We start from the raw sequence: 13,736 nt of genomic DNA, 5'->3' as shown, positions 1-13,736 counted from the left end.
ATGCGGCCGGATGTGAACGGAACCGTCAGCTCCTGGATAAGCTCCTAACCCTTACGGGGGCGTGCGCCCCGTTGTCCTGATCCTTTCGATGGGTGCGGAGCATGATCGAGGCTGTCGGCCTGACCAAGCGCTACGGCGACAAGACCGCTGTGTACAACCTGTCCTTCCAGGTGCGTCCCGGCACTGTCACCGGTTTCCTCGGGCCCAACGGCTCGGGCAAGTCGACGACGATGCGGATGATCCTCGGTCTGGACAACCCCACCGCGGGACACGTGACGATCGGCGGGTTCCCCTACCGCAAGCTGCCCAACGCCCCCCGTCAGGTCGGTGCCCTCCTCGACGCCAAGGCCGTGCACGGCGGCCGGGCCGCCCGCAACCACCTGCTGAGCCTCGCCCAGCTCTCCGGCATCCCCGCCCGCCGGGTGGACGAGGTGCTCGGCGTGGTCGGCCTCCAGGACGTCGCCAGGCGGCGCTCCAAGGGCTTCTCCCTCGGCATGGGCCAGCGGCTCGGCATCGCCGCGGCCCTCCTCGGCGACCCCCAGGTGCTGCTCTTCGACGAGCCGGTCAACGGCCTCGACCCCGAGGGCATCCTGTGGGTGCGCAACCTGATGAAGGCGCTCGCCGCCGAGGGCCGTACCGTCTTCGTCTCCTCGCACCTGATGAGCGAGATGGCGCTGACCGCCGACCACCTGATCGTCATCGGGCGCGGGCAGTTGATGGCCGACATGAGCGTGCGGGACTTCATCTCGGCCAACTCCGCCGGTTTCGCCCGGGTCCGCACCCCCGACACCGAGCCCCGGCTGCGCGAGAAGCTCTCCTCGGCGCTCACCGAGGCGGGCGGCCACGTGCTGCCGGAGCAGGACGGCGCGCTGCGGGTGACCGGGCTGCCGCTCCCCCGGATCAGCGACGTCGCGCACGAGACCGGCGTACGGCTGTGGGAGCTGTCGCCGCATCAGGCGTCGCTGGAGGAGGCGTACATGCGGATGACGCAGGGCGCCGTGGACTACCGCTCGACCGCCGACGAGAAGGCCGGGCTCCAGCGGCCCCTGCCGCCCGGCGCGCAGCCGCCGCTGCCGGTGCCGGGACAGGGCCAGCCCGGCTGGTACGCCCCGCCGCCGCCCCAGCAGGGCGGGCAGCCGTTCGCGCCCCCCGCGCAGGTTCCCCGGGGCCCGTACGGCGCACCGGGGACGCCCGCCGCGCCGCCGGCCGGCCCGCACCCGCACCCGCACCCGCACCCGCAGACGGCACCGGTCCAGGTGCCGGCACCGGGTCAGGTGCCGCAGCAGCCCGCCGCCCCCTCCCCCGCACCCGCGCCCACCGCCTCTCCCACTCCGCCTCCCGCCCCCACCCCCTCTCCCACTCCCGCCCCCGCTCCCCCTCCCGCCCCCGCCTCCTCTCCCACTCCCTCCCCGACCGAGCCCGAGGACGCCCGATGAGCACGCCCCAGCCCCCGATGCCGCAGGCCGCACCCGACCGGTGGGCGGCGCCCGGTCCGGCGTACGCCGGTTACACCTCTCCCATCCCGGTCGTGCGCGCCAACCTGACGCACGCCGTCGCCTCCGAGTGGACGAAGATCCGGTCGGTGCGCTCGACGCTGTGGACGCTCGGCGTCTTCGTCCTGCTGGTGGTCGGCATCGGTCTGCTGGTCGGCGCGGTGGTGGCCCGCACCGAGGCCGACCTGGCCGGCACCAGCCCGCTGCAACTGGGTTTCTTCGGTGTGCTGCTCGGCAGCATGTGCCTGATGACGCTCGGCGTGCTGACCACGGCGTCGGAGTACGGCACCGGCCTGATCCGGACCACCATGACCGCCTGCCCCAGCCGCGGCCGGGTGCTGGCCGCCAAGGGCCTGGTGTTCTTCCTGCTCTCGTTCGTGGTGACGCTGGTCTCCGTCACGCTCGTCGCCTTCGCGCACGTGGCCCTGTTGAGCGGGGCGGAGGAGCCCACCGGCCAGGACTGGCTCAAGGCCACCGTCGGCGTCTCCCTCTACATGGCGCTGCTCGGCCTGCTCTCGCTCGCCGTCGGCTCGATCGTCCGCCACTCGGCGGGCGCCATCACCGTCATGATCGGCCTGTTGCTGGCGCCGCTGGTGATCGCGATGTTCATGTTCTCGGAGTCGCTGAACGGGGTGCAGGCGTTCCTGCTGGAGTACTCGATCCCGAACCAGCTCAGCGTCTTCTACGCCAACTCGCTCTCGGACTCCGGCCCGTCGGGCTGGGAACCGCTGTGGATCGTCCTCGGCGTCACGGCCGTGGTCTACGGCGTCGCCCTGGCGCTGCTGGAGCGGCGGGACGTCTGAGCCGGCGCCGGGCCGTCAGAACCGCGGCGCGTTCCGGGACCGCCGCACCCGTGTGGTGCGGCGGTCCCGCGCGTTCCAGCAGGACTTGTGCCAGTGCCGGCGGTCGTCGACGCCCGCGTGGTCGGGCCAGGCCACCACGTGCGGGACACCGTCCGGGATCATCTGGTCGCAGCCGGGGCACCGGTAGGACTTGCCCTGCGCGCTCGCGCCCGCCACGTGCCGCACGTACCAGTCCTCGCCCTGCCAGCTCTCGGCGGACTGCCAGCCGCCGTAGCGGCCGGGACGGTCGTCCTCGGCGCTGCGGCCGGACGAACCGGCTCCCTTGGGTCGGTTGCGACGCGGGGACACAGGACACCTCACGGGTCTATACAGGGAAGTACGGGCCGTAACCAGCCTACGCGGGCGCGGTGAGGGGTACGCGTACGGCGCCCGGGGCGGGGGAGATCCGCGCCCGGGGTGTCCCGGGCGGCACGGGGCCGCCGGCGATCCGCCGGACGGCCTGTTCAGCGGCCTGCCAAAGGCCCTGCCCGGCGATCCGCCGACGGACCGCCGACGGACCGCCGGCGGCCTATTCGGCAGACAATCCGGAAATCTCCTCGCTCGGCCGTGTCCTCGTCACGTGTCAGCCGGTTATGCCCTGTGGGGGAGCTCCGGTCGGAGCCGAGGAAGCAGGAAAAGGCAATGCGCGTAGGAAGTTTCGTGCTGGCGGCCCAGTTCCCGGGGCAGGGCCAGGGGGAGGCGCTGCACCGGGCGGTCCGCTCGGCCGAGGTGGCGGAGGAGGCGGGGCTGGACACGGCCTGGCTCGCCGAGCACCACTTCGTGCCGTACGGCACCTGTCCGTCGGCGGTGACCCTGGCCGCGCTGCTGCTCGGCCGCACCCGTCGGCTGAGGGTCGGCACGGCGGTCAGCGTGCTGCCCACCTGCCACCCCGTGGCCCTCGGCGAACAGGCCGCGCTGCTCCACGTGACCAGCGGCGGCCGGTTCTCGCTGGGCGTGGGCCGCGGCGGGCCCTGGATCGACCTGGAGGTCTTCGGCGCGGGCCTGGAGGCGTACGAGAAGGGGTTCCCGGAATCCCTCGACCTGCTGCTGCGCTGGCTGCGGGAGCCGACGGTCGGGGCCATGGGGGAACGCTTCCGGTTCCGTGCGGTGCCGGTCGTCCCGCGGCCGTCGGAGGCGCTCACCGACACGGCCGGCCCCGAGGTCGTCGTCGCCTGCACCTCACCGGCGAGCGTCCGCCTGGCCGCCGAGCGGGCGCTGCCGATGCTGCTCGGGATGCACGTCGGGGACGAGGAGAAGGCCGAGATGATCGCCCTGTGGCGGCGGCACGCGCGGACGGCCGGCCGGACCGCCGAGGAGATCCGGTCCGCCGCCCATGTCTCGGCCGGCGTCTGCCAGATCGCCGACCGGCGTGCCGACGCCTCGGAGGCGCTGGCGAAGGCGATGCCGGGCTGGCTGCGGCAGGGGCTCGACGCCCACGTCACGGTGGACGGCCGCCCCCGCCGGATGCGCGACCCGCTGGCCTACACCGAACTCCTCTGCGGCCTGCACCCGGTCGGCACCCCCCGGCTGTGCGCGGACCGGCTCGCGGCGACCAGCGAGCGCACCGGGGTGGACCGCTTCGCCCTGCTGGTGGAGGGCACCGGCGACCTCGCGGCCACCGAGGAGAACGTACGGCGGCTCGGCGCGGAGGTCCTGCCCCAGCTCCGCTGACCGGCCGCGGAGAGCTTGCCGCTCCGGTACGACCGCACCTCCCGCGTGCGGAGCGGCAAGCGGACGAGCGGCGGCGTCAGCAGTCGCGCAGTTCGGGCGACTGGTTCAGCAACTGGTTGCGCACCGAGGTGAAGCGGGCCAGCGTGTCGTCGACCGAGGGATCGGTCGGGAAGACCGCCACCCGGTGGCAGTTCTGGAAGGCCAGCCGGACACCGAAGTGCCGTTGCAGGGCGCCGCGTATCGCGTCACTCGCGAGCACACGCAGCAGCTGGCCGCGTGCCTGCTCGTTCGGCGGAGGCGTCTGGTTGTCGGCGAAGTCACCGCCGTCGACCTTCAGCTGTGCCACCAGAGAGCTGATCATCTCCCATGCGTAGGGCAGGGAGGTCCGGACGCAGTCGACGAAGTCCGCTTCGTCAACCTCGCCTCGCTCGGCCTGTTCGAGTAGGGCCGGTGAGACGTCGAGCGACATGAGTACTCCTCTCGCACCCCCGACCAGCAGGGGGTTGCCGGACAGAAAAGGGAGACCGCGACAATGAACACGCTGCGTACGCGACCCGCGACCTCCCGTCGAATACCGTAAGCACCCCGACGGGGCCGCACCAGGAGAATGGCCGGATGCGCGGATTCCCGTAGGCACACAATCGGCCAGTGCGCAAGACGGTGCTTATGGGAGAAGTGGGACGGGCCGTGACCGCGCCGGGCGGTGCCGGCCCGGGGCGCGAATCGCGCCGGGGCGGGCGCGTCGAGTAGCGTTGCCGACCATGCGTCTCGTCATTGCCCGCTGCTCCGTGGACTACGCCGGGCGGCTCACCGCGCACCTGCCCCTGGCTCCCCGTCTGATCCTGGTCAAGGCGGACGGCAGCGTCTCGATCCACGCCGACGACCGGGCCTACAAGCCCCTGAACTGGATGTCGCCGCCGTGCGTCCTGAAGGAGGGCACCGGCGACGAGGCGGGCGTGTGGACCGTCGTCAACAAGGCGGGTGAGAAGCTCATCATCACGATGGAGGAGATCCTCCACGACTCCTCGCACGAACTGGGCGTCGATCCCGGCCTGATCAAGGACGGCGTGGAAGCGCACCTCCAGGAACTGCTCGCCGACCGCATCGAGACCCTCGGCGAGGGCTACACCCTGATCCGCCGCGAGTACCCGACGGCCATCGGACCGGTGGACATCCTGTGCCGGGACGCGGAGGGGAAGACCGTCGCCGTGGAGATCAAGCGGCGCGGGGAGATCGACGGCGTCGAGCAGCTGACCCGTTACCTCGATCTGCTGAACCGTGACCCCCACCTCGCCCCGGTGCGCGGTGTCTTCGCCGCCCAGGAGATCAAGCCGCAGGCCCGGGTCCTGGCCACCGACCGCGGCATCGGCTGCCAGGTGCTGGACTACGACGCGCTGCGCGGCATCGAGGACGACAAGCTGCGGCTGTTCTGAACCGGGGCGTGTCCGCGGCGGTACACGCGTGAACGGCCGAGGGCCGGGGGAAGACCCCCGGCCCTCGGCCGTTGCGCCGGTCGCCCTCAGATGACCTGCGGCGACGCCGAGTCAGGACCGCCACCGCTCGCGCCGGGCTGCGGCGCGCTCGCCGAACCGCTCATGGAGGCGCTGCTGGTGGCCGTGGGTCCGCTGGCCGAGTCGGACGTCTCCGGGGACGTCTCGGCCGGCGGCTCCGAGGTCTCCGCCGGCGGCTCGGAGGTGTCCGGCGGCCCGGAGGTGTCCGGGGGCTCGGAGGTGCCCGGCGGCTCGGAGGTGTCCGGGGGTTCCGAGGTGCCCGGCGAACCGGAACCGCCCGGGCGCTCCGTCGCCGACGGGCCGTCCGAGTCGTCCGGGTCGTCCGGGTCGCTCGGCCCGCGGGTGCCGCTCGGGTCGTCCGACGGTGTCCCGCTACCCGTGGGCGAGGGGTCGTCGGAGGTGCCGGGGGTGCCGTCCGGGCCCGGGTCGGTGACGTCGGAGCCGGCCGCGCCGGGCTCCCCCGCGCCGTCGCCGCCGTCGTCCTCGGGGCGGTCGGCGCCCAGGCCGCCGTCGTCGACGCCCTGGCTGGCGGACGGGTTGACGCCGACCTGGTCCGAGGGGTCGGTGCCGTCGCCGTCGGAGGTGGCGCCGAGGGTGACGACCGTGCCGAGCACCGCGACGAGCAGGGCGCTCGCGCCGGCCGCGACCAGGTTGCGCCGGGCGAAGCCCTTGATGCCGCCCCCGGCCTTGTGGGACGGGCCCATGGACGAACGGCCGGCGGCCGGGGCGCCGCGGGTGACCACGGTCGGGGACCGCGGCGTCGGCTGGAGCGGCGGGAAGGGCGCCGGGACACCCGCGGGCGGCGACGCCGACTCCTCGTTCCGGGCGTCGGGCACCTCCTCGCCCGCCGTCGGTCCGAACACGGCGGCGCCGGCCCCCGCCGCCCCGGCCCCGGCGCCGGGCAGGCCGACGGCGCCGGGGCCCGGGGTGTCGCCGGAGCGGTCGGCGACCAGGGCGAGGGCGCGGCGGCCGGCCACGGTGCCGCGCCGGTCGGCGGCGGCGCCGCGCAGCGCGACGGACGCCTCCAGCTCGGCGCGGGCCCGGTCGAGGTGGTCCTCGCACAGTGCGAGGACGCCCAGCTCGTGGTGGAAGTAGGCCTGTTCGGCGACGTCGCCGGCGAGCCGGCTGGCCTCGCTGCCCGAGCGCAGCGCCCGCTCCCAGGCGCTCCAGTGCAGTCCGGCGGCGAACGCGGGCGCCGCCGCGCGGGCCAGCCGCACGGCCGGGTTCCCCTCGTCCTCGTCGGTGTCGCCGTCCTCGGCGGGCGGTGCCGCGGCCGGCGCGAGCACGGCCAGGGCGGCCAGTACGGCGTCGGCCTCGGCGCAGACGCGCTCCGGGGTGACCGAGGGGTGTCCGGACCACCAGGCGTAGTGCCGGGCCGCCTCCAGGAGCCGCCCGTCGGCGGCGTCGCCGTACCCGGCGGCCTCCAGCTGGGTCAGCACCCCGGCGGCGAGCCGGTAGCGGGAGCCGACCGGGGAGACCAGTCCGCAGGCGGCCAGCTCGCCGAGGGCGGCGTCCGCGTGGGTGTCACCGGCCAGCGCGGGCAGGTGGGCCTGGTGGGGCACCTCGCCGCCGAGGGCGACGGCGAACTCCAGGGCGGTACGGGCGGAGCCGCTGAGCGTGGCGGCGAGCAGCGGCGCGGGCGCGGCGGCCTCCCCCAGGGAGGGCAGCGGGACGTCGTCGGCGGGGCCCGCGTCCTCGGGGGCGGCGTCGGTGGGCACGCCGGACTCGTCGGCGGCGCCGGCGCCCGCCCGCAGCCGGTCGCGGTGGCGCAGCAGGGCGCCGGCCTGGACGAAGCGCAGCGGCAGGCCCTCGGACTCGAACCAGAGGTCGCCGGCCCAGTTGGCCTCCTCCTCGGTGAGGGACCGGCCGGCGGCGCGCTCCAGCAGGGCGACGCCCTCGGAGCGGTCGAGGCCGGTGAGGAGGACCTCCTCGACGGCCGCGTCGGCGGAGGGGGCGGCCACCTCGGGGGTGGCGGTGATCAGGAAGGCGCACTCGGGGGTGGCGTCCAGCAGGTCGTCGAGGGCGGGGCCGCCGAACTCGATGTCGTCCAGGACGACGACCGCGCCGATCTCCCGGACGTGGTCGAGCAGCTCCGCCCGCGACGGGCGGTGCAGGGGCGCGCGGTAGACGGCGTGGAAGAGGTCGTGGAGCAGGTCGTCGGCCGAGCGGCGGAAGCCGCTGAGGCGGACCACGCCGTCGGGGGCGAGGTCGGCGCAGTCCTCGGCGACGCGGTCGAGGAGGCTGGTGCGGCCACAGCCGCCGGGGCCGGTGAGGCGGACCGAGCGGCCACGGGCCAGCAGGCGCACCAGGCGGTCCCGCTCGTCCTGGCGGGCCAGCAGCGGCAGCGCGGGCAGTGCCGGGCCGGGCGGGACGGGGGGCCGGGCGGCGCGTTCCACCTCGGCGCGTTCGGCGGCGGTCAGCTTCCGCGGGCGGGCGGGGCGCTCGCCCGGCGGGCAGACCTCGATCTCGCTGCCGTCGACGGGGTTGACGGTGAGCAGGAAGTCGCCCGAGACGAGCTGCACCGTGCGGGCCGGCGCGGGCGCCGCCTGGCCGAAGTCGGGTGTGAGGGGGTCCCTGGGCGGGCGCGGGCGCGGCGCGTCGCCGTCGCCGTCCTGGCCGTACTCCGCAGGTCCCCGGTTGTTCGGGTCCATAGGTTCAAGCCCCCCAAAAGCGTCGTGTGCTTCGGTCACCGGTCGGGACCACCCTTCCCGGCCTTGCCGCACACCGCGCTGTCGCTTCTGGTCCGGGCCCGCCAGTGGGTCGTCGAGGCGGCGGGCAGCCAGACCCTAAACCGTAGTCCAGTATCTCCGACAGTCCGGGGTACCACGCCGCCCGAGACGTCACAGTCTCGTGAGGATTGCGTGTGTCGCGCGGTTCGGCGGAGGCTGTCCGGCCTCGCCCGGCCCCGGGGCCCCGCCGGTCCGCGCGGTCACACCCTGGGCAGGGTCTCCACCCCGATGCCGCCCTCGATCGCCAGGATGCGGTGCAGCCGGGTGGCCACCAGCAGGCGCTGCATCTGCGGCGGTACGTCGCGCAGCACCAGGCGCCGGCCGCGGCGGCCGGCCCGCCGGTGGACCCCCATGATCACACCGAGTCCGGTGGCGTCCCAGGAGTCCAGTTCGGACAGGTCGAGCACCAGGTCGCCGGCCCCGTCGTCGACGGCCGAGTGCAAGGCCGTGCGGGCGTCCGCCGCGCTGCGGACGTCGAGGCGGCCCCCGACGGCCAGCTCGGCGTGGTCGCCCCTGATGTGCATATGCGCTCCCCGTGCGTGCGTCTCGTGCTCCGCGGTGTGGTCTGGTGCCGGTGGCCGGTGTGCTCGGTGTGCCGTGAAGAGGTGATGCATCCTCTGACTGTGTGCAACGCCGCGGGGTTGCCGCTCGTGAGCCAACCGATACCGAATTCACTCCGGCGTGTGACGTCGGCCGGAGCGTGCGCGGGCTCAGTGCTTGTAGAAGCCCTGCCCGCTCTTGCGTCCGACGTCACCGGCGTCCACCATCCGGCGCATCAGCTCCGGCGGGGCGAACTTCTCGTCCTGCGACTCGGCGTAGATGTTGTCGGTGGCGTGCAGCAGGACGTCCACGCCGGTCAGGTCGGCGGTGGCCAGGGGCCCCATGGCGTGGCCGAAGCCCAGCCTGCAGGCGAGGTCGATGTCCTCGGCGGTGGCGACGCCGGACTCGTGGAGCCTGGCCGCCTCCACGACGAGGGCGGAGATGAGCCGGGTGGTCACGAACCCGGCGACGTCCCGGTTGACGACGATGCAGGTCTTGCCCGTCGACTCGGCGAACTCCCGCGCGGTGGCCAGGGTCTCGTCGCTCGTCTTGTGGCCGCGCACCAGCTCGCACAGCCGCATCATCGGCACCGGCGAGAAGAAGTGCGTGCCGACGACGCGCTCCGGGCGGTCCGTCACGGCGGCGATCTTGGTGATCGGGATGGCGGAGGTGTTGGAGGCGAGGACCGCCTCGTCCTTGGCCAGCCTGTCCAGCGCCCGGAAGATCTCGTGCTTGACGTCCAGCTTCTCGAAGACCGCCTCGACGACGACGTCCGCGTCGGCGACCGCCTCCAGCTCGGTGGTCGCGGTGATCCGGGCGAGGGCGGCGTCGGCGTCGTGCGCCTCCAGCTTCCCCTTGGCGACGAACTTGTCGTACGACGCCTTGATGGAGTCGGTGCCGCGCCGCAGCGCCTCGTCAGTGATGTCGCGCAGGACGACGTCCCAGCCCGCCTGGGCGGAGACCTGGGCGATGCCGGACCCCATGAGGCCGGCTCCGATGACGGCGAGCTTCCGTGCCACTGTGCGACTCCCCTGGATACGGGTCCTTGTGTGTCTCCGGCGGACATTAGCGGGCGGGAGGGGCCCTGTGACCGGTAAGTAACGCGCGTCACGTCTCACATGACGGACATCACACCGGGGTGGCTCACCCGGCGCCCCGTACGGCGTAGTTGAGCACCTTCTCGCTCAGCAGCCCCTCCATCTCGTCGAGGAGCAGCAGCATCTCGCGGGAGACCTCGGCGGGGGCGCCGCCGGCCAGCATGCGCTGCCCGACGGCGGCCATCAGGGTGCTGTGCAGCCAGTTGACCTGACCGGCCATCAGGGACGGGAGCGGGTCGTCGTCCGGGGCGCCGGTCTCCTCGCGCAACTCACGCTCCAGGGTGTGCAGGACCTCCTGGCCGATCGCCCAAAGCCGCGACCGCAGCGCGGGCGAGTCCTCGATGACCCGCATGAACTCGGCGTACCCGGCCATCAGGCCGAGGCGCGGGGAGACCGACTCGACCTCCTCGCGCAGGACGGCGGCGCGGCCACCGTCGCCGGACACGACCTGGCCGGCGACCCGGCCCCTGATGCCGTGCGCCATCTGGTCGACGGCCTGCGGGACGCCTACACCGGCTCCTACGCCAGCGCGCCCATGCTCCACGGCGCCCTGGTCGCCGTCGCCTTCGCCGCGCTGGCCGTGGCGGCGGGCGCGCGTGTCTTCCGCGCGGACGCCGCGTAACTACGCTGGCGGCATGGTCAACCTGACGCGCATCTACACCAGGACCGGCGACCGGGGCACCACCGCCCTCGGGGACATGAGCCGCGTGCCCAAGACCGACCTCAGGATCGCCGCGTACGCCGACGCCAACGAGGCCAACGCGGTGCTCGGCACGGCGATCGCGCTCGGGGCGCTGGAGGAGGAGGTCGTCAAGGTCCTCGTACGGGTCCAGAACGACCTGTTCGACGTGGGCGCGGACCTGTCGACGCCGGTGGTGGAGGAGCCGGAGTTCCCGCCGCTGCGGGTGGAGCAGTTCTACGTCGACCGGCTGGAGGCCGACTGCGACCGCTTCCTCGCCGAACTGGAGAAGCTGCGCTCCTTCATCCTGCCCGGCGGCACGCCCGGCGCGGCCCTGCTGCACCAGGCGTGCACGGTGGTCCGGCGGGCCGAGCGCTCGACGTGGGCCGCGCTGGAGGCGCACGGCGAGACGATGAACCCGCTCACCGCCACCTACCTCAACCGCCTCTCCGACCTCCTGTTCATCCTGGCGCGGTACGCCAACAAGGAGGTCGGGGACGTGCTGTGGGTGCCGGGCGGGGAGCGGTAGTCAGCGGCCGGCGCGCTCCTTCTCCAGGGCCGGGCGCTCGGGTGCCTTCTTCGGCCAGATCGCGTAGCTCAGCGCGATCAGGCCGTGGACGCCGGCCACCCGCCAGGCCGTGTACTGCCAGCTCTCCAGGGAGGTGGTGCGGGACGGGTCGGCGACGTACCACACGGCGAGCTGGAGCAGGCCGGTGGCGACGGCCGCGGCGACCAGCGTGCCGAGCCACACCCTGCCCTCGTGCGCGGCGCGGGCCATGCCGTAGCGCGGGGGCCGCGGCAGCGGACGGCCGTCGAAGCGGTGGGCCGCGTGGCCGTCGAGCCACTTCACCGTGCGGTGGCCGTGGCCGACGGTGTAGCCGATGTACAGCGCGGCCAGTCCGTGGGTCCAGTTCGGGTCGGCGCCGTTCCTCAGGTCGAGCGCGGTGACGACCAGCAGCACGACCTCCAGAAGCGGCTCGCACAGCAGCAGGGCGAGGCCGGTGCGCTCCCTCCGCAGCAGGTAGCGGGTGGCCAGCCCGGCCGCCAGCAGTACCCAGAAGCCGATCTCACAGACGACGATCAAAGTGACGATCATGGTGGGTTCCTCTCGGTCACCCTTCCAGGCTTCCGCGCCCGGCGGCCCGGTGCGTCGTCGCCGGTGACGAACCTCCCGTACATCGAAGGATGCAGCCCGGGACCGTCCGCGCGGAGCAGGCGGGGGCCGCGCCCGCCGTGTTGGATGGGTCCCATGGCCGTACGACTCCCCCGCCCGCACCGCTTCGACGGATGCGTCGCGGCCGGCGGTCTGCTCGGCGGGGTGCTGCTGTGGGCCATCGGGCTGGGCGTGCGGCCCGCCGGCGACCCGGTCGTGCTGTTCGACGGGCGCTGGCCGCCGCTGCTCCCGCTCGCCGTCACCGCGGGCTGCGAGCTGCTGCGCCGGGCCGCGCCGCGCACCGCCGTCCTGATCGGCACGGCCGCCCTGGCGCTGGACACGATGACCCAGGGCAGCCTGATCACGCTGTTGATGTACACCGATCTCGTCTACGCCGTCGTCCTGTACGGCAGCCCGGCCACCGCCCGCCGCGTCCCGTGGATCGCGGGACTGCTGACGGTGGCGGCCACGGTCGTGCCGTTCGCGGTGTGGCGGGTGCCCGAGGCCCTGCTGGTCGGGGTGGCGGCCGGGGTGGTCGCCTTCGCCCCCGCCGCCACCGGCCTGATCGTGCGCAGCCACCGGGAGGCCGCCGACGCCGCCCGGCTGCGCGCCGAACAGACCGCGCTGCTGGCGGAGGTGGACCGGGTCCAGGCGGTGACCGCGGAGCGCGCGCGGATGGCACGGGAGCTGCACGACCTGGTCGCCAACCACCTGTCCGCCATCGCCATCCACTCCACGGCCGCGCTCTGTCTGGACGAGCCGGCCACCACCCGGCGGGCGCTCGGCGTGATCCGGGAGAACAGCGTCGAGGGCCTGGCGGAGATGCGGCGGCTGATCGGCCTCCTGCGGGACACCGGCGCCGACACCGAGCCGGCCGCCGCCCCCACCCTGGACGGCCTCGGCGCCCTGGTGGACGGCGCCCGCGCCAACGGCCTGGACGTCACCCTGGAGGCGGCGCACGGCCCGGACCTGCCCACGCCGGTCGAACTGGCCGCGTACCGGATCGTGCAGGAGTCGCTCACCAACGCGCTCAAGCACGCGTCGAAGGGCCCGGTACGCGTATGCCTCACCCGCGCCGACGGCGTCCTGCGCATCCGGGTGACCAGCCCCTACGGCGACCCCGGCACCCCGCGCGCCCCCGGCTCCGGCGCCGGGCTGGTCGGCATGCGGGAGCGGGCCGCGCTGCTGGGCGGCACGTTCGACGCCGGCCCCGACGGCGCGCTGTGGACCGTACGCGCCGCCCTTCCCCTCGATCAAGGAGCTTCCCGATGATCCGCGTCCTTGTCGCAGAAGACCAGTCCGCCGTGCGCGCCGGCCTGGTGCTCATCCTGGGCAGCGCCCCCGACATCGAGGTGGCCGGCGAGGCCGCGGACGGCGAGCGGGCGGTGGCCCTCGCCCGTGAGCTGCGGCCGGACGTGGTCCTGATGGACGTACAGATGCCGCGTCTGGACGGGGTGGCGGCCACCCGTCAGGTGGTCGAGGAGGGGCTGGCCGACGTCCTGGTGCTGACCACCTTCGACCTGGACGCGTACGTGTTCGGGGCGCTGCGCGCGGGCGCCGCCGGGTTCCTGCTGAAGAACACGGAGGCGGCGGACCTGATCGCCGCCGTGCGCACGGTGGCCGCCGGGGAGGGCGTCGTCGCCCCGGCCGTCACCCGGCGGCTGATCGCGGAGTTCGCCGCGAAGCCGGTCCGCGGGAGCGGGGCCGATCCGGCGGTCCTGGACCAGCTGACCCGGCGGGAGCGCGAGGTGCTGTCCTGCCTCGGCGAGGGGCTGTCCAACGCGGCGGTCGCGGACCGCCTCGACATGGCCGAGGCGACGGTGAAGACGCACGTCAGCCGGGTGCTGGGGAAGCTGGGGCTGCGCAGCAGGGTGCAAGCGGCGATGCTGGCGCGGGAGTTGGGGGTTTAGAAACCCACTCTTCGACCAGTGGTCCAGACCTATTGACCTGTGGTCCAGACCTTTCTATCCTCGCGGCACTGCGGGCGTGCCGGTCAGGCATGCCCACGACATCCCCCCTAC

General features: G+C 74.1%; 14 protein-coding genes and 1 pseudogene. 8 read left to right on the top strand and 7 right to left on the bottom strand.

From position 1 onward, the window contains the following. Window positions 1–101: 101 nt before the first annotated feature. Window positions 102–1,436, top strand: a complete 1,335-nt coding sequence (locus ACY1JF_RS19260; RefSeq protein WP_462706384.1) for an ABC transporter ATP-binding protein — start codon at window positions 102–104, stop codon at window positions 1,434–1,436. Further along, the gene (locus ACY1JF_RS19255; protein WP_462706383.1) at window positions 1,433–2,296 is read left to right on the top strand and encodes an ABC transporter permease subunit; all 864 of its coding nucleotides are present in this window, start codon (window positions 1,433–1,435) and stop codon (window positions 2,294–2,296) included. Before ACY1JF_RS19260 ends, ACY1JF_RS19255 begins: the two co-directional genes overlap by 4 nt. A gap of 15 nt (window positions 2,297–2,311) precedes the next feature. On the opposite strand, the gene ACY1JF_RS19250 is transcribed toward ACY1JF_RS19255, so the two are convergent. Beyond that, a complete protein-coding gene (locus tag ACY1JF_RS19250) occupies window positions 2,312–2,644 on the bottom strand; it encodes an ATP/GTP-binding protein (protein WP_462706382.1) in 333 nt (110 codons plus the stop codon). Window positions 2,645–2,977: 333 nt separating this feature from the next. Between ACY1JF_RS19250 and ACY1JF_RS19245 the strand changes: the two genes are divergently transcribed. Next, window positions 2,978–4,006, top strand: coding sequence for an LLM class flavin-dependent oxidoreductase (locus tag ACY1JF_RS19245; protein WP_462706381.1), 1,029 nt, complete (start codon window positions 2,978–2,980; stop codon window positions 4,004–4,006). 76 nt (window positions 4,007–4,082) lie between these two features. Here ACY1JF_RS19245 and ACY1JF_RS19240 read toward each other — a convergent pair whose 3' ends face one another. After that, complete coding sequence (locus ACY1JF_RS19240; protein WP_462706380.1) at window positions 4,083–4,475, bottom strand: SCO5389 family protein; 393 nt, start codon at window positions 4,473–4,475, stop codon at window positions 4,083–4,085. Window positions 4,476–4,767: 292 nt separating this feature from the next. On the opposite strand from ACY1JF_RS19240, the gene nucS reads away from it, so the two are divergent. Further along, window positions 4,768–5,439, top strand: a complete 672-nt coding sequence (nucS, locus tag ACY1JF_RS19235) for an endonuclease NucS (protein WP_462706379.1) — start codon at window positions 4,768–4,770, stop codon at window positions 5,437–5,439. Window positions 5,440–5,525: 86 nt separating this feature from the next. Here nucS and ACY1JF_RS19230 read toward each other — a convergent pair whose 3' ends face one another. The 4 genes and pseudogenes from ACY1JF_RS19230 to ACY1JF_RS19215 form a co-directional block, all read right to left on the bottom strand. After that, complete coding sequence (locus ACY1JF_RS19230) at window positions 5,526–8,168, bottom strand: ATP-binding protein (protein ID WP_462706378.1); 2,643 nt, start codon at window positions 8,166–8,168, stop codon at window positions 5,526–5,528. A gap of 278 nt (window positions 8,169–8,446) precedes the next feature. Next, a complete protein-coding gene (locus tag ACY1JF_RS19225; RefSeq protein WP_462706377.1) occupies window positions 8,447–8,770 on the bottom strand; it encodes an STAS domain-containing protein in 324 nt (107 codons plus the stop codon). A 186-nt stretch (window positions 8,771–8,956) separates the two neighbouring features. Further along, window positions 8,957–9,805: a 3-hydroxyacyl-CoA dehydrogenase family protein gene (locus ACY1JF_RS19220; protein WP_462706376.1), complete on the bottom strand. Its 849-nt coding sequence runs from the start codon at window positions 9,803–9,805 to the stop codon at window positions 8,957–8,959. Window positions 9,806–9,929: 124 nt separating this feature from the next. Beyond that, window positions 9,930–10,376, bottom strand: a pseudogene (locus tag ACY1JF_RS19215) (TetR/AcrR family transcriptional regulator); the annotation flags it as partial. Between ACY1JF_RS19215 and ACY1JF_RS19210 the strand changes: the two are divergent. Both ACY1JF_RS19210 and ACY1JF_RS19205 read left to right on the top strand, forming a co-directional pair. Beyond that, window positions 10,359–10,505 (top strand): hypothetical protein, encoded by a 147-nt coding sequence (locus ACY1JF_RS19210; protein ID WP_462706402.1) that lies wholly within the window; start codon window positions 10,359–10,361, stop codon window positions 10,503–10,505. The pseudogene ACY1JF_RS19215 and the gene ACY1JF_RS19210 overlap by 18 nt on opposite strands. Before the next feature lie 13 nt (window positions 10,506–10,518). Further along, window positions 10,519–11,091, top strand: a complete 573-nt coding sequence (locus tag ACY1JF_RS19205; RefSeq protein WP_462706375.1) for a cob(I)yrinic acid a,c-diamide adenosyltransferase — start codon at window positions 10,519–10,521, stop codon at window positions 11,089–11,091. Here ACY1JF_RS19205 and ACY1JF_RS19200 read toward each other — a convergent pair whose 3' ends face one another. Beyond that, window positions 11,092–11,658, bottom strand: a complete 567-nt coding sequence (locus ACY1JF_RS19200; protein ID WP_462706374.1) for a hypothetical protein — start codon at window positions 11,656–11,658, stop codon at window positions 11,092–11,094. A 153-nt stretch (window positions 11,659–11,811) separates the two neighbouring features. Here ACY1JF_RS19200 and ACY1JF_RS19195 point away from each other — a divergent pair, with 153 nt between their 5' ends. Beyond that, window positions 11,812–12,987: a sensor histidine kinase gene (locus ACY1JF_RS19195; RefSeq protein ID WP_462706373.1), complete on the top strand. Its 1,176-nt coding sequence runs from the start codon at window positions 11,812–11,814 to the stop codon at window positions 12,985–12,987. Then, window positions 12,984–13,625 carry a response regulator gene (locus tag ACY1JF_RS19190; RefSeq protein ID WP_462706372.1) on the top strand — a complete coding sequence of 214 codons (642 nt, stop codon included), beginning with the start codon at window positions 12,984–12,986 and terminating at the stop codon, window positions 13,623–13,625. Before ACY1JF_RS19195 ends, ACY1JF_RS19190 begins: the two co-directional genes overlap by 4 nt. Window positions 13,626–13,736 lie beyond the last annotated feature (111 nt).

It is taken from the genome of Streptomyces sp. SYSU D01066-1, from assembly GCF_054956795.1.
This window is presented reverse-complemented; position numbering and strand designations above follow the sequence as displayed.